This is a genomic window from Azospirillum argentinense (assembly GCF_000632475.1).
In the GTDB taxonomy this organism is placed as follows: Bacteria; Pseudomonadota; Alphaproteobacteria; order Azospirillales; family Azospirillaceae; genus Azospirillum; species Azospirillum baldaniorum.
The window spans coordinates 1,116,554-1,137,511 of the sequence record NZ_CP007794.1 but is presented as its reverse complement, the minus strand read 5'-3'; the positions used below and the strand labels follow the sequence as shown (position 1 = coordinate 1,137,511).

The 20,958-nt window shown below is 68.8% G+C and carries 17 protein-coding genes; 10 read left to right on the top strand and 7 right to left on the bottom strand.

The window, feature by feature from the left end; all coding sequences use genetic code 11:
* Window positions 1-93: 93 nt before the first annotated feature.
* Window positions 94-2,283, bottom strand: coding sequence for an ATP-binding protein (locus ABAZ39_RS33180; RefSeq protein ID WP_051658267.1), 2,190 nt, complete (start codon window positions 2,281-2,283; stop codon window positions 94-96).
* Between the two features lie 324 nt (window positions 2,284-2,607).
* Between ABAZ39_RS33180 and ABAZ39_RS19330 the strand changes: the two genes are divergently transcribed.
* Together ABAZ39_RS19330 and ABAZ39_RS34480 are read left to right on the top strand one after the other, a co-directional pair.
* Window positions 2,608-2,814 (top strand): cold-shock protein, encoded by a 207-nt coding sequence (locus ABAZ39_RS19330; RefSeq protein WP_014197503.1) that lies wholly within the window; start codon window positions 2,608-2,610, stop codon window positions 2,812-2,814.
* A gap of 153 nt (window positions 2,815-2,967) precedes the next feature.
* Complete coding sequence (locus tag ABAZ39_RS34480; RefSeq protein WP_081863168.1) at window positions 2,968-3,222, top strand: hypothetical protein; 255 nt, start codon at window positions 2,968-2,970, stop codon at window positions 3,220-3,222.
* A 56-nt stretch (window positions 3,223-3,278) separates the two neighbouring features.
* On the opposite strand, the gene ABAZ39_RS19325 is transcribed toward ABAZ39_RS34480, so the two are convergent.
* Window positions 3,279-3,791 carry a MarR family winged helix-turn-helix transcriptional regulator gene (locus ABAZ39_RS19325; RefSeq protein WP_035676767.1) on the bottom strand — a complete coding sequence of 171 codons (513 nt, stop codon included), beginning with the start codon at window positions 3,789-3,791 and terminating at the stop codon, window positions 3,279-3,281.
* Window positions 3,792-3,931: 140 nt separating this feature from the next.
* Between ABAZ39_RS19325 and ABAZ39_RS19320 the strand changes: the two genes are divergently transcribed.
* The 5 genes from ABAZ39_RS19320 to ABAZ39_RS19300 all read left to right on the top strand — a co-directional run bounded on the left by ABAZ39_RS19320 (window position 3,932) and on the right by ABAZ39_RS19300 (window position 10,847).
* Window positions 3,932-4,804 carry a branched-chain amino acid aminotransferase gene (locus tag ABAZ39_RS19320; RefSeq protein WP_040134422.1) on the top strand — a complete coding sequence of 291 codons (873 nt, stop codon included), beginning with the start codon at window positions 3,932-3,934 and terminating at the stop codon, window positions 4,802-4,804.
* 207 nt (window positions 4,805-5,011) lie between these two features.
* Complete coding sequence (uvrB, locus tag ABAZ39_RS19315; RefSeq protein ID WP_040134421.1) at window positions 5,012-7,150, top strand: excinuclease ABC subunit UvrB; 2,139 nt, start codon at window positions 5,012-5,014, stop codon at window positions 7,148-7,150.
* Window positions 7,151-7,768: 618 nt separating this feature from the next.
* Window positions 7,769-8,032, top strand: a complete 264-nt coding sequence (locus tag ABAZ39_RS19310; protein WP_051658266.1) for a hypothetical protein — start codon at window positions 7,769-7,771, stop codon at window positions 8,030-8,032.
* Window positions 8,033-8,196: 164 nt separating this feature from the next.
* Complete coding sequence (gene spbR / locus ABAZ39_RS19305; RefSeq protein ID WP_040134420.1) at window positions 8,197-9,312, top strand: SpbR family protein; 1,116 nt, start codon at window positions 8,197-8,199, stop codon at window positions 9,310-9,312.
* A 218-nt stretch (window positions 9,313-9,530) separates the two neighbouring features.
* Window positions 9,531-10,847 (top strand): MFS transporter, encoded by a 1,317-nt coding sequence (locus ABAZ39_RS19300; protein ID WP_040134419.1) that lies wholly within the window; start codon window positions 9,531-9,533, stop codon window positions 10,845-10,847.
* Window positions 10,848-10,895: 48 nt separating this feature from the next.
* Here the strand turns inward: ABAZ39_RS19300 and ABAZ39_RS19295 are convergent, their stop codons facing one another.
* The 3 genes from ABAZ39_RS19295 to ABAZ39_RS19285 all read right to left on the bottom strand — a co-directional run bounded on the left by ABAZ39_RS19295 (window position 10,896) and on the right by ABAZ39_RS19285 (window position 14,345).
* Window positions 10,896-12,143 (bottom strand): ATP-binding response regulator, encoded by a 1,248-nt coding sequence (locus ABAZ39_RS19295; protein WP_040135602.1) that lies wholly within the window; start codon window positions 12,141-12,143, stop codon window positions 10,896-10,898.
* Window positions 12,144-12,344: 201 nt separating this feature from the next.
* On the bottom strand, window positions 12,345-12,794 hold the full coding sequence (locus ABAZ39_RS19290; protein ID WP_035676752.1) for a DNA polymerase III subunit chi: 450 nt from the start codon (window positions 12,792-12,794) through the stop codon (window positions 12,345-12,347).
* Between the two features lie 48 nt (window positions 12,795-12,842).
* Complete coding sequence (locus tag ABAZ39_RS19285) at window positions 12,843-14,345, bottom strand: leucyl aminopeptidase (RefSeq protein WP_040134418.1); 1,503 nt, start codon at window positions 14,343-14,345, stop codon at window positions 12,843-12,845.
* A 226-nt stretch (window positions 14,346-14,571) separates the two neighbouring features.
* Here ABAZ39_RS19285 and lptG point away from each other — a divergent pair, with 226 nt between their 5' ends.
* From lptG to pdxA, 3 genes are all read left to right on the top strand, one after another.
* A complete protein-coding gene (gene lptG / locus ABAZ39_RS19280; RefSeq protein ID WP_040134417.1) occupies window positions 14,572-15,666 on the top strand; it encodes an LPS export ABC transporter permease LptG in 1,095 nt (364 codons plus the stop codon).
* Window positions 15,667-15,805: 139 nt separating this feature from the next.
* Window positions 15,806-17,251, top strand: coding sequence for a peptidylprolyl isomerase (locus ABAZ39_RS19275; protein ID WP_040134416.1), 1,446 nt, complete (start codon window positions 15,806-15,808; stop codon window positions 17,249-17,251).
* Window positions 17,251-18,288, top strand: a complete 1,038-nt coding sequence (pdxA, locus tag ABAZ39_RS19270) for a 4-hydroxythreonine-4-phosphate dehydrogenase PdxA (RefSeq protein ID WP_040134415.1) — start codon at window positions 17,251-17,253, stop codon at window positions 18,286-18,288. The genes ABAZ39_RS19275 and pdxA overlap by 1 nt, the downstream gene beginning before the upstream one ends.
* An 18-nt stretch (window positions 18,289-18,306) precedes the next feature.
* Here pdxA and ABAZ39_RS37410 read toward each other — a convergent pair whose 3' ends face one another.
* The gene (locus ABAZ39_RS37410; protein ID WP_257722160.1) at window positions 18,307-18,429 is read right to left on the bottom strand and encodes a hypothetical protein; all 123 of its coding nucleotides are present in this window, start codon (window positions 18,427-18,429) and stop codon (window positions 18,307-18,309) included.
* 133 nt (window positions 18,430-18,562) lie between these two features.
* A complete protein-coding gene (locus tag ABAZ39_RS19265; protein WP_040135600.1) occupies window positions 18,563-20,866 on the bottom strand; it encodes a hybrid sensor histidine kinase/response regulator in 2,304 nt (767 codons plus the stop codon).
* Window positions 20,867-20,958 lie beyond the last annotated feature (92 nt).

Below are 20,958 nucleotides of genomic sequence, written 5' to 3'. Positions count from 1 at the left end.
ACTGTAGCGCAAGCGGGCGCCGCGCACCAAGGGAAGCGGCAGCGGCGGGACAGGGCATCGGGCCGCACGTCAGGTCCCGCTTCAGGCCCCGCTTCAGACGGCCGCGTCGGCGCCCGCGGTCAGCTCCGCCAGGGTGGTCAGGATGCGGTTGGGCGGGGCGGGCTTGGTCAGCACGAGGCAGCCCGCATCCTTGGCGGCGCGCACGAGGTCGGCGGAGAGTTCCCCGGTGAGCAGGATGGCCGGAACGTCCCGTCCCAACACGCCGCGAAGCGTCTGGATGCCGCTCAGCCCGTCGGTGCCGCCGGGCAACCGGTAATCGCTGAGGATCGCCGAGGGCGCCTGGAGGGTTGCCTGGGCGGCGGCGAGGGCGGAATCGAAGCTGTCGGCCGCCATCACACCGGCCCCGGCCTGCTCCAGCAGCAGGGTCAGGGAGCTGCGCTGCAACGGATCGTCCTCGACCACCAGCACCCGCCGTCCGGACAGGCGCCCCGGAGAGGATTCGGCAGTGCGCTCCGGAGGGATGGGGGGCGCCGCGGGGGGCGTCAACTCCGGCCGGGAAACCTCCACGGCCAGCGGGACGGCGGGGGCAGCGACGCGGGGCAGGGTAACGGCGAAGACCGAGCCGCGGCCGACCCGCGACCGGACCTCAAGCGGATGGCCGAGCAGGCGGGCGGTGCGCTCGACGATGGAGAGGCCGAGGCCGGCGCCGCGCGACCCGTCGCGGGCAGGATTGCCGATCTGGTAGAATTCCTCCCAGATCGTGCCCAGCTCCGCCTTGGCGATGCCCTGGCCGCTGTCCCAGATCTCCACCCGCAGGCCGTCGCCGTGCGGCCGCACCCCGACGACCACCCCGCCGCGCGCCGTGTATTTGACGGCGTTGGACAGCAGGTTGCGCAGGATCGGCTGAAGCCGCGCCGGATCGCTGCGCACCCAGGCTTTGGTGGGCATCACGGTCAGCCGCAGGCCCTTGCCCTCGGCCTCCGCCCGCAGTTCGGCGGCGAGTTGGTCGAGCAGCGGGGCGAGGGGGAAGGCGCCGACCTCCACCGGCACCACCCCGGCCTCCAGCCGCGACAGGGTCAGCAGATCGTCGAGCAGCCGCTGCCCGGCCTGGAGCGACGCCGAGGCCATGGCGCCCAGCTGCTGGAGCGTCGGGTTCGGCGCCTCCTTCAACAGCAACTCGTGGAAGGCGGCCAGACCTTGCAGGGGCTGGCGCAGGTCGTGGCTGACGGTCGCCAGCACCTTCATCTTGGCGAGGCTGGCCATCTCCGCGCTGCGCAGGGCCTTCTCCAGGTCCGCCGTGCGCTGGCGGACGCGCTCGTCCAGGCTCTGGTTGGCGCGCAGAAGCTCCGCCCGGACCGTCTCCTCCCGCCGGGCGCCGGCCAGGGCAAAGGCGAACAGCAGGGACGCGCCGGTCAGGATGCCGCCGCTGACCGTCGTGGTCCACAGCGCGCGTTCCCGCCAGGGGGCCAGCACCTCGGACAGGGGACGGCTGGCCACCACCACGATCGGGAAGCCGGTCAGCATCCGCGCGGCGGTGATCTGCGTGCCCTCAATGATTGCCGGGCCGTCCGGCGGGTCCCAGGGCTGGGGCCAGGCGGTGGTGGGGGGCTCGACGGCGCTGTCCGGCGGCCATTCCGCCAGCTTCTCCTTGGCGCTGGTGAACAAGGCCAGCCGGGCGCCCTCGCCCCAGCCGGCCTCCCCGTACATCTGCGAGAAATAGGTGTTCTGGATGCCCGCCACCGCAATGGCCTGGAGGGTTCCCTCCTCGTCGCGCAGGGCGCGGCTGATGGTGAAACGTCCCTGGCGGATGCCGGGGCCAGGGATTTCGGGGCCGGGCAGGTAGGACCCGACATGGAGCGCCGGCGGCGGTCCCTGGGTGACGCCCAGATGGGCCTGGGCATAATCCCGCTCCGACAGGTCGCGGGGCGGCGGCGGGTGTTCCGCGCTGTCGAGAAGCAGCCGGCCCTGGGCACCGAGCGCCCAGACGCCGCCGACCTGCGGCAGGCGTTCGGCGCGGGCGTGCATGGCGGCCTGGATGCGCCGCCCCTCGTCGGGGTCGCGGCGGTCCCACCGTTCCAGCGCGTCGAGCAGCATGCGCAGCTGGGCGTCCCCCGCTTCGATGGCACGGCTGGCGTGTTCGTCGAGCAGATGGGCGGTCGCGGCGAACTCGCGGCGGGCCTGTTCCAGCGTGACGTGGCGGTCGCGCGACACCGACAGGGCGGACACGCCGACGCACAGAGCGGCAAAGGTCAGGAACGCGGCCACGAGATGGGCACGCTGCATGCCGCCGGCTCCTTCAGGAAAGCTAAGGCAAAAGAATCGGGCCGAAAAAACTATGGGCTAAGCAACAAGCCGGGGACAACTCTGCCGAAGGGCAGGGCCGACACCGACGAACGAGGCAAGAGTCGTGAGTCGAAACAAGTGCGCGGGGCTTTGTCCGAAGGGTTCGGGTTGCATCCGGGCCTTTCGATCCCCACATGAAAAGAGTCGAATTTCTTTGGGTTTACGGTCCGCTTGCAGATCGCTGCGTCTGGTCCTTCCCCTCGGTGATTTGATGTGAACCCGTGGCACGAGCGCCATGGGAAACCTCGTTCAAGGAACTACCAGATGGCTACTGGAACCGTGAAATGGTTCAACACCACCAAGGGCTACGGCTTCATCCAGCCGGATGACGGGACGGCCGACGTGTTCGTCCACATCTCCGCCGTTGAGCGGTCGGGCATCAACATTCATGAAGGCCAGAAGCTGTCCTACGAACTCCAGCGCGACCCCAAGAAGGGCAAGAGCGCCGCGGCCAACCTGAAGGAAGCGTGATTTTCAGCTCCGATTTTTGTCGGGGCCGCTCTTCAGGGGCCGGTTGCCCCCAATCCTGTAACAGCCGCTTCACAAAAGAAACGCATGCTCCATGGACCGCCGGGACCGCCCGGGTGGTGCCATGGGGCACGATGACGATCACAGGAGGCATGCATGGCATCCGATAACCGCAGCGCGGATCGGAATGATCTCGACTCCATGACCCGCGAGTTTCTTGCGAAGGGGGGTAAAATCGTTCAGTGCCCGCCGGGGTCCTCGGACAGCGTGGTGTACAAGCGCACGTCCTTCCGCCGCCGCGGCGCCGCGAACGCCGCGGGCAAGGACGGGGCGGAGGGCACGGCCGGCACGCCGCCGGCGGATGCGGCTCCCGCCGCCGCCGAGCCGGCCCCGACACCGGCCAAGGATTGAGTTGACCGGAGAGTGAGTTGGCCGGGGATTGACCCGACGGGTTTTCGGTCCGGTTCCTACCGCTTCACGGCGGCGAGCCGGGCCGGCACCGGGGGGGCGAACTTCACCCGGTCCTCCTCGTCCATCATGCCCAGCATCACCTTGCGGAAGCCCTCCACGGCCTCCGCCCCGGCCATGCGGTAGGCGCGGGCGATCCGCTGCCGCTGCGTTTCGGAAAGCTGGCGTTCCAGCTCCACACCCTTTTCGGTCAGTTCCAGCAGACGCTGCCGCCGGTCCCGCACGCCCGTCTGCTGCTGGATGAATTCCTGCCGGACCAGCTCCCCCAGCACGCGCGACAGGCTCTGCTTGGTGATCTTGAGGATCGCCAGAAGCTCCGACACGGTGATCTTCGGGTAGCGCCCGACGAAATAGATGACGCGGTGGTGCGCCCGGCCGAAGCCGATCTGCGCCAGGATCTCGTCCGGCTCCGCGGTGAATTCCCGATAGGCGTAGAACAGCAGCTCCATGCCCGTGCGAAGTTCCTCTTCGCGCAGGAAAAGCTGGTTCACGCCCGCTTTTATGTCAGCCATGTTGACGTGATCGGTGCGATTCGTTACAAATGGGTCAATAAGCCAGACATAAACGAACAAAGCCCGCGAGACAAGCGCGGCTTTCGACATTTCCATTCCAAGTCCCGAGCAACGGGCCAAAGACCAAGGTGGGAACCGCCATGTCCATCCTTCCCTTCGACGACCGCGACGGCGTGATCTGGTACGACGGCGCGCTGGTGCCGTGGCGCGACGCGAATCTGCACGTCCTGTCGCACGGCCTCCACTACGCGAGCTGCGTGTTCGAAGGCGAGCGTGTCTACAACGGCACGGTGTTCAAGCTGACCGAGCACAGCGAGCGTCTGGCCGCCTCGGCCCGCATCCTGAGCTTCGAGCTGCCCTATTCCGTGGCGGAGATCGACGCGGCGACCAACGAGACGGTGAAGGCGATGGGCTTCACCGACGCCTATGTCCGCCCGGTGGCGTGGCGCGGCAGCGAGATGATGGGCGTAGCGGCGCAGGCCAGCCGCATCCACGTCGCCATCGCCGTCTGGCAGTGGCCGAGCTATTTCAGCCCCGAGGCGAAGATGGCCGGCATCAAGCTGACCTGGTCGCGCTGGCGCCGTCCGGCTCCGGACATGGCGCCGACGGCGTCGAAGGCGGCGGGCCTCTACATGATCTGCACGCTCTCCAAGCACGAGGCGGAGGCCGAGGGCTACCAGGACGCGCTGATGCTCGACTACCGCGGCTATCTGGCCGAGGCGACCGGGGCGAACCTGTTCCTGGTGATGGACGGCAAGATCCACACGCCGAAGCCCGACTGCTTCCTGGACGGCATCACCCGCCGCACGGTGATCGACCTCGCCAAGGCCCGCGGCATCGAGGTGATCGAACGCCACATCCAGCCCGACGAACTGGCGAACACCCAGGAGGTCTTCCTGACCGGCACCGCCGCGGAAGTGACCCCGGTCGGCCAGATCGGCGACCACCGCTTCACGCCGGGCCGCGTCTGCGAAACGCTGGTGAAGGACTACGACGCGCTGGTGCGCGGGTAAGGAACGCCCTTCTTTCCCTCCCCTGCGCAGCTCTCGCGCAAACCAAAGTTTTGCGCGCAGGCGGACCATAGGTCCGCCGAGAGCGGAGGAGGGCCAGGGAGGGGCAAGCGCGAGCAGACTTTCCGGACAAGCCCACGCTCGACAGCGGGGGTGGGGTGGGCCATATACTCGGTTCCCGTTCCGTACCCCTGGCGCGAGCGCATCCGCATGTCCCATCCCGTCCTGACCGCCCTCCCGCAGAAGTCCCTGCCCAAGCTGGAGGCTGGCAAGAAGTTCGAACTGGTGTCGGAGTTCAAACCCTCCGGCGACCAGCCGCGCGCCATCGGGGAACTGACCGAGGGGCTGCGCGCCGGCGAGAAGGATCAGGTGCTGCTCGGCGTCACCGGGTCCGGCAAGACCTTCACCATGGCGCACGTCATCCAGCACGTCCAGCGCCCCACCCTGGTGCTCGCCCCGAACAAGACGCTGGCGGCGCAGCTCTACGGAGAGATGAAGTCCTTCTTCCCGAACAACGCGGTGGAATACTTCGTTTCCTACTACGACTACTATCAGCCGGAAGCCTACGTTCCGCGCACCGACACCTTCATCGAGAAGGAATCCTCGATCAACGAGCAGATCGACCGGATGCGCCACTCGGCGACGCGGGCGCTGCTGGAACGGGACGACGTCATCATCGTGGCGTCGGTGTCCTGCATTTACGGTATCGGTTCGGTCGAGACCTATTCGGAGATGACCGTCGATCTGCGCAAGGGCCAGGTGGTCGCCCAGCCCGACCTGCTGCGCAAGCTGACCGAGCTTCAGTACAAGCGCAACGACGCGGCCTTCGGGCGCGGCCTGTTCCGAGTGCGCGGCGACACGGTGGAGCTGTTCCCCGCCCACATGGAGGACCGCGCGTGGCGCATCTCGCTGTTCGGCGACGAGATCGAGGGCATCCACGAGATCGATCCGCTGACCGGTGAGAAGATCGCCTCGCTGGAGGCCGTGCGCATCTATCCCAACAGCCACTATGTGACGCCCAAGCCGACGCTCAATCAGGCCATCGAGCAGATCAAGCGCGAGCTGAAGCTCCGGTTGGAGGAGTTCAACGCTCAGGGCAAGCTGCTGGAGGCGCAGCGGCTGGAGCAGCGCACGACCTTCGACATCGAGATGATGGCGGCCACCGGCGCCTGCGCCGGCATCGAGAACTATTCCCGCTATCTGACCGGCCGCGCGGCGGGCGAGCCGCCGCCGACGCTGTTCGAGTATCTGCCGGGCGACGCGCTGCTGATCGTCGACGAGAGCCACGTCATGGTGCCGCAGATTGGCGGCATGTACCGCGGCGACCGGATGCGCAAGGAGACGCTGTCCGAATACGGCTTCCGCCTGCCCAGCGCCATGGACAACCGCCCGCTGAAGTTCGAGGAGTGGGAGGGCATGCGCCCGCAGACGGTCTTCGTCTCGGCCACCCCCGGCCCCTGGGAGATGGAGCGCACCGGCGGCGTCTTCGCCGAGCAGGTGGTCCGCCCGACCGGCCTGATCGACCCGGAGGTGATCATCCGTCCCACCGAGACGCAGGTGGACGACCTGATCCACGAGTGCAAGGAGGTGGTGACGAAGGGCAACCGCGTGCTGGTCACCACGCTGACCAAGAAGATGGCCGAGGCGCTGACCGAATACATGCACGAAGCGGGGCTGCGCGTGCGCTACATCCACTCCGACGTGGAGACGCTGGAGCGCATCGAGATCATCCGCGACCTGCGGCTCGGCGCCTACGACGTGCTGGTCGGCATCAACCTGTTGCGCGAGGGGCTGGACATCCCCGAATGCTCGCTGGTCGCCATCCTGGACGCCGACAAGGAGGGTTATCTGCGCTCCAAGACCTCGCTGATCCAGACCATCGGCCGCGCCGCGCGCAACGTCGAAGGGCGGGCGATCCTCTACGCCGACAAGATCACCGGCAGCATGCAGTACGCCATCGACGAGACGGCGCGCCGCCGCGAGAAGCAGCGGGCGTACAATCTGGAGCACGGCATCACGCCGGAATCCGTAAAGAAGGCGATCGGCGACATTCTGGAGAGCGTGTACGAGCGCGGCGACCACGTCACCGTGAAGACCGGCCTGAACGCGTCGGAACTGGTCGGCCACAACCTGAAGTCCGTGATGGCCGACATGGAGAAGCGCATGAAGGCCGCCGCCGCCGATCTGGAGTTCGAGGAGGCCGCCCGCCTGCGCGACGAACTCCGCCGGCTGGAGGCGATGGACCTCGGGCTGGAACAGCCGGGCAGCATCGGCATCAGCTCCGCCCGCCAGGGCCGCGGCATTCCCGAGGGGGCTCCGAAGAAGCAGGGGCGCCGGGGACGGCGCTGATCGCCACATCACCACCCTCTCCCTCCGTCGTGGGGGAGGGTGGGGCGAGGCTTTCCTCTTTCCCTAGGCCCCCGTCATGGTCTGCAAATCCTTCAGCGCCGCCCCGAGGATGGGCCAGGGAAACTCCGTCTCTTCCGCGCCGTAGGTTTCGCGGAGCGCCACCGCGACGGTGAGTTTCACCACGATCCCACGCAGGGAACGCGCTGGCACATGTTCGGCCCGTGCGGTCAGGGCATCCACCCGTTTCCATGCCGCGTCCTCGCTGCTGGTAAGGTGAAACTTCAGAAGCTGTCTACATAGGCCCCTGAATAGACTGGCATTCCTGTCTTTTTGCATTGGCCCTGTCTTTGTGAAACCTTGGGAGAGGGTGCCTTCCGCGAAGCGGCGGCAGTCCCCTCCACCTCGAAGAGGGGGAGGGTTAGGGAGGGGGCCAAAGTCACCGCTTATGGGTCTTGTCAAAAGTGACTGTCCCTCTCTGCTGATATCTGTCCGCTCTGCGAACGATCAGCGCCATCGGATGATGTCGGGATGCTCTCACCTCCGCCACCACCGGAATAATTTCCCCAAATCGAGCGTTCATCCTGTCAGTACGGTACGACCCCTGGCACAGGAACGCCCATGTCGACGCTCCGCTCGCTGTCCCTTCTGACCTTTGCCGCCCTTTTGCTCTCCGGCTGCTACGTCGCCGCCGGGACTCCCGGTCCCGTTTACGGCTACGGACACCGGTCCTATGGCTACGGCTATTACGAGCGCCCGCAGTATCGCTATTACGCGCCGCCGCCTGTCGTGTATGGCCGCCCCTATTACGGTGGCTATTACGGGGGGCATCGCGGCGGTCACCATGGCGGCCCCCGTCATCATCACCGGCACGGCGGCTGGTGATGGGGCGGCTGGTGAAGCGCGGCCCAGCCCAGCCCGGGGCAGGCAATCGTCGTTAACAAAGGCTCAATGCTTTGGTCCGATCATGACCTGAATACATTCGTTCTCGCTGATGCACGAATCCGAGGCGCAGGGAGCGAAGAAGGGCAGGAAAGGGTCCGGGACCCATGAGCGATCAACTCACCAAGGACGACGTGTCCCGGCTGTTGTCGGACCCGTCGCCGAACAGCCGTTCCGAACTGGCGGTCAAGATCGCCAAGCAGTTTTCCGCAACCACCTTGTCAGACAGCGAGCGCCGGCTCGCCGAGGACATCATCCGCTTCATGGCGCGCGACGCCGTGGTGCGCGTGCGCCAGTCGCTGGCCGAGAACCTGAAGGCCAACCCGGCGCTGCCGCGCGACGTCGCGCTGATGCTGGCGCGCGATGTGGAGGCCGTGGCCATCCCGGTGCTCAGCGTCTCCACGGTGCTGACCGACGCCGACCTCGTCGAGCTGGTGCGGACGGGCACGGACGCCAAGCACACCGCCATCGCGCAGCGTCCGGCCCTGTCGGCCAGCGTCGCCGACGCGCTGATCGACACGGCGTCGGAAGGGGCCGTGGCGGTCCTGGTCGCCAACGAGAGCGCGGACCTCGGCGAGCAGACGCTCGGCCGGGTCATCGAGCGCTTCGCCGACAGCGAAACCGTGCAGGAGCCGCTGGTCCAGCGCGCCCGCCTGCCGATCACCATCGCCGAGCGGCTGGTCGCCGTGGTCTCGGAAAAGCTCCAGCAGCATCTGGTGGCCAACCACGACCTTCCGGCCAAGGTCGCCGCCGACCTGATCCTGCAAAGCCGCGAACGCGCCACCGTCGCCCTGTTCTCCGGGGAAAGCGACGAGGGCGCGCTGGAGCGGCTGGTCGCTCAGCTGTCGCGCAGCGGCCGCCTGACCCCGTCGCTGCTGGTGCGGGCGCTGTGCATGGGCGACAGCGCCTTCTTCGAGACGGCGCTGTCCCATCTGGCCAACGTGCCGCTGACCAATGCCCGCCTGCTGATCCACGACGCCGGGCGGCTGGGCCTGAAGTCCATCTACGACAAGGCCAAGCAGCCGCCGGCCCTGTTGCCGGCCTGCCGGATCGCCTTGGACGTGCTGAAGGAAACCCCCTACGACGGCGAGGCGCACGACATCGAACGCCACCGCCGCCGGGTGATCGAGCGCATCCTGACCCAGTACGAGGATCTGGCGGCGGAAGATCTGGACTACCTGCTCGACAAGCTGGGCGATCTCATGCGCGTGGAAACAAAATAACGTCGGCAGCTTCGAAGATTGCGTAATGCGCTGTTTTCGGTTGCGCTTGTAAGCGGTTCTGGCAACTTTTCATTTGCCGAAGCTTTGACGTGATCTGATCGCCCCGCCACGATCACCTTGAGCGAGCCACCCCGTGGTGCCGTTTTGCGGTGCCCGCTGTTCCTAACCTTTGCGTCTGGCCGCGGTCTTTCTGCCAGAACCTTGGAAGGGAGAGCGCGTTGCCTGCTGACGGACATGGAGGGGAGCCGGCGCCTTCGGGCGAAACCGGCCGGGGCTTCCGGCCGGCCTCGCTGGATGCCGTGAATTTCCTGCTGGCGGATGTGCGGGGGGCGCTCGGTCCCTACCTCAACGTCTTTCTGGTGACCCAGCAGCATTGGAGCCAGTCGGAAGTCGGTCTGGTGACGAGCTTGGCCGGCTGGCTCGGGCTTGCCGTGCAGACGCCGATCGGCGCGGCCATCGACGCCACTCACCGCAAGCGCGAGGCCATCGTCCTGGCGCTGGTCGTGCTGGGCGCTGGGGCGCTGTGCATCTACCTGTTCCCCAACTTCTGGCCCGTCCTGATCGCGAACACGCTGATCGCGGTGGTCGGGGACGTGTTCGGCCCGGCGGTGGCGGCTCTGACCCTCGGCCTCGTCCCGCAGCGCCTGCTCGCCCGGCGGATGGGGCGCAACGCCGCCTTCGACCATGCGGGCAACGTCGCCGTGGCGGCGCTCGCCGGGCTGGTCGGCTGGCTGTTCTCCCAGCAGGCGGTGTTCCTGCTGGTGCCAGTGTTCGCGGTTCTGTCGTCGTTGGCCGTCCTGTCGATCCCGGCCTCCGCCATCGACCAGCGCCGCGCGCGCGGGGTGGAGGCGGCGGCGGGCGGCGGGTCGGATGGCGGCGTGGGCGACGGGGAGACGGTGTCGGGCATGGGCATCCTCGTCCACTGCCGGCCCCTGATGATCTTCGGCATCTGCGCCCTGCTGTTCCATTTCGCCAACGCCCCCCTGCTGCCGCTGGTCGGGCAGAAGCTGGCCGCGGCGCATCCGGAATGGGCGACGGTCATGATGTCGTCCTGCATCATCGCCGCCCAACTCGTCATGCTTCCCATCGCCATCCTGGTGGGACGGACGGCGGACCGTCTGGGCCGCAAGCCGATCCTGCTGGTCGGCTTCGCCATCCTGCCGTTGCGGGCCGTCCTCTACACCCTGTCGGACAACAGCGCCTGGCTGATCGGCGTCCAGCTTCTGGACGGGGTGGGCGCCGGGATCTTCACCGCCCTGACGCCGCTGGTGATCGCCGACCTGATGCGCGGAACCGGGCGCTACAACCTCGCCTTCGGGGCGGTCGCCACGATGCAGGGGGTGGGCGCAGCGACCAGCGGCTTCGTCACCGGCGTGATCGTGGACCGTTTCGGCTATTCCGCCGCCTTCCTCACCGCCGGGGCGATGGCGCTGATCGCGCTGGCCGCCCTGTTCCTGGGGCTGCCGGAAACCGCGCCGTCCAGCCCCGCCGAAGCCGAACCGGGAGCCTTGCCGGAGCCCGGCCTCGCCGAATAGGCGGGCCGAAGCCGGGGGCGCATCCTGTAAGGGGTGGCCCTGACGTCTTTACTGCGCCCGCGATTCCTTCAGGCCCGCAATGGGTGGGGCGGTCAGGCGGGCGGCGGGCAGCAGGATGGTCACGGTCGTGCCGCGTCCCGGCGCGCTGTCCAGCTCCACGTTGCCGCCGTGCAGTTGGGCGAAGCGGCGGACGATGGGCAGGCCCAGCCCGATCCCTTCATGCTGGCGCACGAGGGAGCGTTCGCCCTGGATGAACGGGCGGAAGAGGTGATCGACGATCTCCGGCGGGACGCCGGGGCCGTCATCGGCGACCGTGATGGCGACCATCCCGCCGTGGAGCGCGATCCGCACCGCGACGCGCCCGTTGCGGTGGCCGAACTTCACCGCGTTGTCGAGCAGATGGACGACCATTTCCCCCAGGCGGCGCTGGTCGGCGCGCAAGGTGACGGGCGGCCCCGGCTGAAGCGTGATGGTCTGTGATTTGGCCTGCGCCTTGGGGCCGAGAAGGTCGATGCAGTGGATCAGCAGGGTGGGCAGGTCGATGGTCGACTCCGCGAGGTCGATGCCGCCCGAGCCGCGGGTGAAGTCCAGGATGTTGTTGACCATGCCGAGCAGCGCCTTGCCGCTCTCCTCGATCAGCCGGACATAGTCCAGATAGTCGCGATGGCCGAGCGGCCCGTGCGCCTCGCTGGACAGCACCTCGGCGAAGCCGATGATGGCGTTCAGCGGGGTCCGCAGCTCGTGGCTGGTCACCGAGAGGAAGTCGAGCTTGGCCCGGTCGGCCTGCCGGGCGGCCTCCAGGGCGGCGCTGAGCTCCGCCGTGCGCTCCGACACGCGGCGTTCCAGCCCGCGGTTCTGCTCGGCCGCACGCTGGTAGAGCTTACGGATCTCCAGCACGCTGCGCACGCGGTGCAGCAGCTCCCAGGCGATGAAGGGCTTGGTGAGGAAGTCGTTGGCCCCCAGCTCCAGCGAGCGCCGCCGCGTCTCCTGGTCGGTGTGGGCGGTCAGCACCAGGATGGGCACGACATCGTCGCCGTACAGGGCGTTGACGCGCTCCATCAGATCGAAGCCGCTCATGTGCGGCATGCGGATGTCGATCAGCAGAAGGTCGAAGCGCTGTGCCTCGCAGAGGGCGGGAACCCGGCGCGGGTCGGTTTCCCCCCGCACGGCGGTGTAGCCCTCGTGGATCAGGATGTCGCGAACCAGCTCGACGTTCGAAGCGTTGTCATCGACGATCAGGATGGCGGCGTCCTTGACCTCCCGCGCCAAGGTCGGGTCGAGAGCGCTGCGGGTCATGGCGGAGCCGTCCCGGCCCGTCGGACGCACCATTGCATACTGCCCTCCACCTGTGCGCCGCCCCGCGGGATTTTACGGGTTTTAGATTAACCTTGTGCACAGGAGGCCCGTCAAGAACGGTTGAGACAAATGAATGCATTATTGTGCCGCGTTAGCGGTATCACTCGGAGAATGCTTCAAAGCATATAAAATTAGTCGGTTTTAGGCGCGCTTTTCCCAGCCGCCGCGGTCGTTTTGTTGCCAGTAGGTAAGGGAATGCCCGGCGGCCTTGCAGACTTTCCAACGGTCGCGCGCGGCCAGCACCGCCTCCCCATCGTTGCCGTCGAACAGGTCGCAGACGAGGTCGAAGGACCCCATCGCGTCGCTGGTCACCCCGTCCACCAGAACCAGGACGGTGGCCCCGTTGGGGTTCTCCTCCTCGGCGGTCAGCCAGACCGGCTGTTCCGCGGCGAAGCCGTCACGCGCCGCGCCATGCGGCAGGAAGGAGGAGGGGTCGTAGGTCCACAAATGCTGATTGAGCGCGTCCACCCGCTCTGGCGAGCCGGCCAGGACGACGGCGCGCCAGCCGCGCTCCAGAACCTTTTCCAGGATCTTCGGCAACGCCTGTTCGAGCGTGCGCCGCTGGAGGTGATAGAAACGGACCTCGGTCATGGCCCCTCGTCGAGATGGCCCTCTCCCTGGAGGGGAGAGGGCTGGAGCTTACTTGCCCTCGTGATAGCTCGCGACGAAGCGGTCGAGCAGACGGACGCCGAAGGCGGTGCCGCCCTTCGGGACGGTGGCCGTGTCCTTCTTCGACCAAGCGACGCCGGCGATGTCGATGTGCGCCCAGGGCAGATCCTCGACGAAGCGCTTGAGGAACTGCGCGCCGACGATGCTGCCGGCGCCGCGGCCCGATCCGACGTTCTTCATGTCGGCGATGTCGGAGTTGATGTCCTTGTCGTAGGCGTCGCCCATCGGCAGCCGCCACAGCGGCTCGCCCACCGACCGGCCGGCGGCCAGCAGGTTCTCGGCCAGCCAGTCGTCGTTGGCGAACAGGCCGGCGTGCTCATGGCCCAGAGCGATGATGACCGCACCGGTCAGGGTGGCGAGGTCGACCAGCAGACGCGGCTTGAAGGTCTCCTGCGCGTAGGTCAGGCAGTCGGCCAGGACGAGGCGGCCTTCGGCGTCGGTGTTGATCACCTCGATGGTCTGGCCGGACAGCGAGGTCACCACGTCGCCGGGCCGCTGCGCGGTGCCGGACGGCATGTTCTCGACCAGACCGACGATGCCGACGGCGTTGACCTTCGCCTTGCGGGCGGCGAGCGCGCGCATGGTGCCGATGACCACCGCGGCGCCGCCCATGTCCCACTTCATGTCCTCCATCCCGGCGGCGGGCTTGATGGAGATGCCGCCGGTGTCGAAGGTCACGCCCTTGCCGATGAAGGCGAGCGGGCGGCGGTCCTCGGCGTCGGGGGCGCCATCCCAGCGCATCACGACGACGCGTGGCTCGAAGGCGCTGCCCTGGGCGACGCCGATCAGCGCGCCCATGCCGAGCTTCCTGAGCTTCTTGAGGTCCAGCACCTCGACCTGCAGGCCGACGTCGGTCAGGTCCCGGCAGCGGTCGGCCAGGCTCTCCGGGTTCAGGACGTTGGCCGGCTCCGACACGAGGTCGCGGGTGTAGGCGACGGACTCGGCCAGCGGCTCCAGACGGCCGTAGGCGCGCTTGGCGGTGTCCGGCTCCGCGGTCAGGACGATGATCTTCTTGAGGGAGGGCTTGGTCTCCTTCTTCTCGGTCGTCCGGTACTTGTCGAAGCGGTAGGAGCGGAGCTGCGCGCCGAAGGCCAGTTCCGCCGCCGCGGCGTCGGGGGACACGGTGCCGCCGTCCGGCAGGTCGAGCAGGACGGAGACCTCCGTTTCGCCGGACTTGTCCAGGGCGGCGACGATGGCGCCGCCGACGGCCTGGAGGGTGGCCTCGGACAGATCCTCGCCCTTGCCGATGCCGACCAGGAGGATGCGGTCGAACTCGACCCCGGCGGGGGCGAGGATGGCCAGCGTCTCCTCCTTCTTGCCGGTGAAGCGGCTGGCCTTCATGGCGCGGGACAGCGTGCCGCCCGTCTTCTGGTCGAGATCCCGCCCCGCGGCGCCGAGCGCGCGATCGGTGGCGACGGTGACGGCGACGGTGCCGGACTTGGGCAGCGCGGGCTTCGCAAAGGCGAACTTCATCGGCTCCTCTCGGGCTCCTCTCGGCTGGGACGGCCGGCGCGCGGGCGCCGGGGCGGGTGGGATCGATCCGCAACCACCCTGGGATAAAGACCTTCCCGTGCGCCCTGTCAAGGCGCGGACCGGTTGTTTCCCGCGCCCGTCCGCAGTACATAGCCCCGGCACGCCGTGGTGGAAACCCCCGGCGCGCCGCGTACCGCCCGTCGATCGGCCGGGGAGGCCGGAGCCCATGTATTCATCCGCCACGCTGTCGCGCTACATCGGGCGCCAGTTCGTCACCTGGTTCCTGCTGCTGCTCGGCATCCTGCTGTCGATCATTTTGCTGCTCGACGTCGTGGAGCTGCTGCGCCGCGCCGGAACCAAGCCGGACATCACTTTCTGGCTGGTCCTGCGCATGGCCCTGCTGAAGCTGCCGGAGATCGGTCAGCAGATCTTCCCCTTCGTGATCCTGTTCAGCGGCATGTTCACCTTCTGGCGGCTGACGCGCAGCGCGGAACTGGTGGTGGCCCGCGCGGTCGGCGTCTCGGCGTGGCAGTTCCTGACCCCGGTGCTGATCGCAGCACTGATGATCGGCGCGGTGAAGGTGACGATGATCAACCCGGTCGGCGCCGTCTTCATCGCCAAGTACAACCAGCTTCAGGACCGGTACCTCAAACTGAAGTCGAGCAGCTTCGACGTCTCGCGCAGCGGCCTCTGGCTGCGCCAGCAGGAGGCGGGGGAGCAGTATTTCATCCACGCCGACGGGGTGAATCCGCTGTCCTTCGAGATGTCGCAGGTCATCGTCCTGCGCTTCGACACCGACATGACCTACATCGGCCGGGTGGACGCGCCGCGCGCCGTGCTGCGCGACCGGAAGTGGGAGTTGCAGGACGCGACGATCAACCTCGGCAAGAAGGAATCGGAGACGGTCCCGGCCTACGTCATCCCGACGGAGCTGAACCGGACCACCATCGAGGAGAGCTTCGCCGCGCCGGAGACGATCTCCTTCTGGGAGCTGCCGCAGTTCATCCGCACGCTGGAGGCCACCGGCTTCCCGGCGGTCCGGCACCGTCTGCACTACCAGTCGCTGCTGTCGCAGCCGCTGCTCTATGTGGCGATGGTGCTGTTCGCCGCGGCCTTCTCGCTGCGGCTGCCGCGGCGCGGCGGCACGATGACGATGGTGTCGGGCGGCGTGCTGACCGGCTTCGTGCTGTTTGTGATGACCGACGTGATCCGAACCTTCGGCATCTCCGAAACCATCCCGCTGGCCATGGCGGCCTGGAGTCCGGCCTGCGTCAGCGTGCTGCTGGGCACCGCGGCGCTGCTGCATCTGGAAGACGGCTGACGCCGGATCCGGAGCAGGGCCGACATCGACCGCCCGGTCTTTGGACACAATTCCGTTCCAGGATGCGGTCCACGATTCCGTTTACACGCGCCCGGGGGGGCCGTATTAAACGGCAACCACCTCTGGAGTCTGGAGCACCATGCAGAGTTTGCGAGCCGTCCGGTCTGCCTTCGCCGTGGCGACCGCCTGCGCCCTTCTTGCCGCCGGCGCGCCCGCCGCGGCCCAGACGCGGGCTCCCAACGCTCCAAACAGCCCTGCTGCGGGCACGCAAGGCCCCGCGGAACGCATCGCCGCCGTCGTCAACGACGAGGTCATCTCGCTGTCCGACGTGCACGCGCGCATCCGCCTCGCCCTGCTGAACGCCGGTGCCCAGGACAGCGCGGAGACGCGCCAGCGCCTGACCCCGCAGGTGCTCCGCCAGCTGGTCGACGAGCGGCTCCAGCTTCAGGAGGCCAAGCGTCTCGGCGTCTCGATCCCGTCGAAGGAGATCGACGAGGCCATCGGGCGCATCGCCGAACAGAACCGCATGGGCCGCCCGCAGCTCGAAGCCCTGCTGAAGACCCAGAACGTCCCGCTCTCCACCCTGCGCGAGCAGGTGCGGGCGCTGCTGTCCTGGCAGCGCGTGATGCAGCGCCGCATCCGCCAGGAGGTGGTGATCGGCGACGAGGAGATCGACGCCGTGATGCAGCGCATCAAGGCCAACATCGGCAAGCCGGAGTATCTGGTGGCCGAGATCTTCCTGGCCGTCGACAGCCCCGACCAGGATGAGGAGGTGCGGCGCAACGCCGACCGGCTGGTCGAGGAGGTGCGCCGCGGCGGCAACTTCGCCGCCTTGGCCCGCCAGTTCTCGCAGTCCGCCGGGGCCGCCTCGGGCGGCGACATGGGCTGGGTCCGTACGGGCGAGCTGAACGCGGAGCTGGACAAGACCCTGTCCACCATGCGCGCCGGCCAGCTCTCCTCGCCGGTCCGCACGGCGACCGGCTATCACGTCCTGCTGGTGCGCGACCAGCGGCCCTTCGGCAGCACCGCCTCCACCGCTCCGCCGCCGGCCCCGCCGCCGCGCCCGCGCGCCCAGCCGAAGCCCGATCTGGCCAAGGCCAAGGTCAACATGAAGCAGATCGTCATCCCGGCCCCCTCGAAGGAGGAGCTGAAGGCGGTCCAGGCCCAGGCGGAGAAGCTGCGCAAGTCGATCAAGAGCTGCGGCGACTTCGACGAGAAGGCCCGCGCCATGGGTATTCCGGAATCGGGCGACATGGGCACACTGCGGGTCAAGGACCTCGCGCCGGGCCTTCAGCAGCTCGCCGTCGGCATTCCGCTCGGCCAGCCGAGCCCGGTGCTGATGAGCCCGGGCGGCGCCGTGATCCTGATCGTCTGCAAGCGCGACGTGCCGATGATCGAGCCGCCGCCGGAAGCCGAGCCGCAGCCGGTGGCCGCCCCGGCCCCGCCGCCGATCGACCCGAAGGACATCAAGATGCCGCCGCGCGAGGAGATCGAGCGCGACCTGATCAACGAGCGCGCCGACCTGCTGGCCCGCCGCTACCTGCGCGACCTGCGCCGCACCGCCTTCGTGGAGATCCGCAACTGATGACCGAGTCCGGCGTCCGTCCGCCGCTCGCCCTGACCATGGGCGAGCCGGCGGGGATCGGCGGGGAGATCGCACTGAAGGCCTGGGCGGAAGCTCGGGCGAAGGCCGGGGCGGCCCGCGCGGACGGCGCGGTGCCGCCCTTTGTCCTTCTGGACGATCCCGCCCGCCTGGAGGCGCTCGCCGCCCGGCTCGGCCTGCCGGTTCCGGTGAAGGCGGTGGGCAGCATGGCCGAGGGGGCTGCGCTGTTCGGCGCGGCTTTGCCGGTGCTGCCCCAGCCACTGGCGGCGCCGGTCACGCCGGGCCGGCCCGACCCGGCCAACGGGGCGGCGGTGATCGCCAGCATCGACCGGGCGGTCGAGTTGGTTCGCCGTGGCGAGGCGTCGGCGGTCGTCACCAACCCGATCCAGAAGTCGGCGCTCTACGCCGCCGGCTTCCGCCATCCCGGGCACACCGAGTATCTGGCCCATCTGGCCGGGCTCACCGAAGAGCCGGTGATGATGCTGGCCGCGCAGGATCTGCGCGTCGTGCCGGTGACCATCCATGTCTCCGTCCGCGACGCCGTGCCGCTGGTGACGCGCGAGGCGATCCTCCATGCCGGGCGGGTCACCGCGGCGGCGCTGGTCCGCGATTTCGGCATCGCCCGGCCCCGGCTGGCCGTCGCCGCGCTGAACCCCCACGCGGGGGAGGGCGGCGCCATGGGACGGGAGGAGATCGACATCATCGCCCCGGCGGTCGCCGACCTGCGGGCGGAGGGCATCGACGCGGTGGGGCCGAAGCCCGCCGACACGCTGTTCCACGCGGCGGCGCGGCGCGGCTACGACGCGGCGCTGTGCATGTACCACGATCAGGCGCTGATCCCGCTGAAGACCATCGACTTCGACACGGGGGTCAACATCACGCTGGGGCTGCCCTTCGTCCGCACCTCGCCCGACCATGGGACGGCGCTGGACATCGCCGGTACGGGCAAGGCCGGCGCGTCGAGCCTGATCGCCGCCCTGACGACGGCGGCGGCCATGGCCGCCAGCCGCCGCGCCTGACCTTCGCCGGCGTAGGCGTCAGAGGCGGACCGAGCTGCTGGAGAAGCGGCTGGCCGAGCTGTGGTCGATGGAGGTCAGCGCGACCGACGCGCCGACGGCGATGACGATGGCGGCGGCGAAGCCGAGCAGCATGGCTTTCATGGGGGGCGCTCCTGGAACCGGATTCTGGTCGTGGTTTTGGCGCAAACGCGCTTTTTTCCAAGACCATAAGCGGGGCGGAGCGCGCTTTCAACCACACTTGGGACTCGACCGGGAGCGGCCGGGGAAAACGCCCCTAAGCCGCGGAGGTCAAGGCGCTGCGCAGCACCTCGGGGGCCACCGGCTTGTGCAGCAGGCGGTGGCCGCTCTGTTGGACCTCGGCGATGCGCGCGGGGTCGGTGTCGCCGGTCAGCACCAGCGCGGGCACGCGCACCCCGCAGACGCCGTAGATGTCGCGGATGGCCTGAAGCCCCGTCCGTCCTTCGCGCAGGCGGTAGTCGGCGACGATCATGTCGGGGCGCTGGCCGAGGCTGGTCAGCGTGCCCACCGCCTCGTCGGCGGAGACGGCAGCCACCACCTCGTACCCCCACTCCTCCAGCATGGTCCGCATGGAGAGCAGGATGATGGCGTCGTCGTCCACCACCACGACCAAACCCTTGCCGCCGTTGGCGGGGGACTGAGCGCCGGACTGGGGGGCCGGTCGGCAGGTCTTCATCACCTGGCGCGGCGCGACCGACGGCACGGTCAGGCCGAAGGCGCTGCCCCGTCCCGGCCGGGAGCGCAGCGTCACCTCATGGCCGAGCAGCCCGGCCAGCCGCCGCACGATGGCGAGCCCCAGCCCCAGCCCCTTGCGCCGGTCGCGCTCGGGGTTGGCGAGCTGGGCGAACTCCACGAACACCTCGTCATGCTTGTCTTCGGGGATGCCGATGCCGGTGTCGAGCACCTCGACCCGCAGGCTGTTGCCGGTGCGGCGGCAGCCGATCAGGATCCGCCCGCTCTCCGTGTAGCGGATGGCGTTCTCCACGAGATTGCGCAGGATGCGCTCGACCAACGCCGGATCGCTACGCGTCCAGCCTTCGGTGGGGACGTAGCGCAAGGCGATCCCCACCTCCGCCGCGCGGCCCCGGTACTCGTCGGCCAGACGCTGCAGCAGGGGACCCAGCGCGAACTCCGTCACCGCGGGGGTGACCACCCCGGCATCGAGCCGCGACACGTCCAGCAGACTGTCCAGCAGCGTGCGCAGGCCGTTCAGCGACTCGCTCATGCTCGCCAGCAGGGGCGAGGCGGGATGGCCGTCGAGCCGGTCGGACAGGGCGTGGGCGAAGAAGAACAGCGACTGCACGGGCTGGCGCAGGTCGTGGCTGGCCGCGGCGAGGAACTTGGTCTTCGCCATGTCGGCCCGCTCGGCGTTGTCGCGGGCGGCCAGGGCCTCCTCGCGGGCGCGCTCCGCCTCCGCCTTGGCGCGGTGCAGGGCGTCCTCCGCCGCCTTGCGGGCGGTGATGTCGCGCATGATGCCGGTGAACAGGCGCTGCCGCCCGTCGTGCCATTCGGCCACCGACAGCTCCAGAGGGAAGAGGGAGCCGTCCTTCCGCCGGCCCTCGACCTCGCGGCCGACGCCGATGATCCGCCGCTCGCCGGTCTCGCGGAAATGCGCCATGTAGCCGTCATGAGCGGAGTGGTGCGGCTCCGCCATCAGGATGCGGACGTTGGCGCCGACGGCCTCTTCCGCGCCGTAGCCGAAGGTCGTCTCGGCCGCCCGGTTGAAGGACTGGATGGTGCCGGTCTCGTCGATCACCACGATGGGGTCCACGGCGGAGTCGACGACGGCGCGGTAGCGCGCCTCCTGCCCTGCCGCACGCTCCGCCGAGCGGCGCCGGTCGATCAGGACAGAGAGCAGCCCCAGCGAGAGGATCAGCAGCGTCCCGATGCCCGTCCCCACCGCCAGGGACGGGGTGGACAGCACGAAGCCGAGGTCGTCGCCGGCTGCGGCGTTCGGACCGGCGGTATGCCCAACAGCGTTCTCGGCGCCGCTGGCGGCGGCCATGCCGACGTAATGCATGCTGACCACCGCGGCGCCGAGCACCAGCGCGCCGGACAGGCGCTGCAGGGGGCTGGCCGTGCGGAAGGCGAGCCAGAGCGCGGCGGTGGAGGCGGCGACGGCGATGACCACCGACGCAACGACCAGAAGCGTGTCGTAGACCAGCGGCACCGGCAGCCGCATGCCGGCCATGCCGACGTAATGCATGGAGACGATTCCGAAACCGGTCAGCAGACCCGCCGCCGCCAGGGTCGTCCGGCCGCCCCCGCCGTGCGCCACGGCGAAGAGGCCGGTCCCCGACACCCCGACCGCCAGGAGAAAGGATAACGCGGTCAGCAGGATGTCGTAGGACACCGGCACGGGCATGCGCATCGCCATCATGCCGATGAAATGCATCGACCAGATCCCCGCCCCGAGCGCGAGCGCCGCGGCGCCCAGCCAGCCGTTCCGTCCCCGCCCGGCATCCCGCGCGTGGGAGGCGAGGTCCAGAGCCACATAGCCGCCGAAAGAGGCCACGACAACGGACAGCGCAACGAGGTAAGGATCGTAATGGCCGAGCACGATGGGGCGCACCGAGAGTGGACGAGGGGACGGACGCGCAATGGCAGAAACGTTAGATAGTGGAAATCCGCAGCGAACCCAAGCCGGCGAAA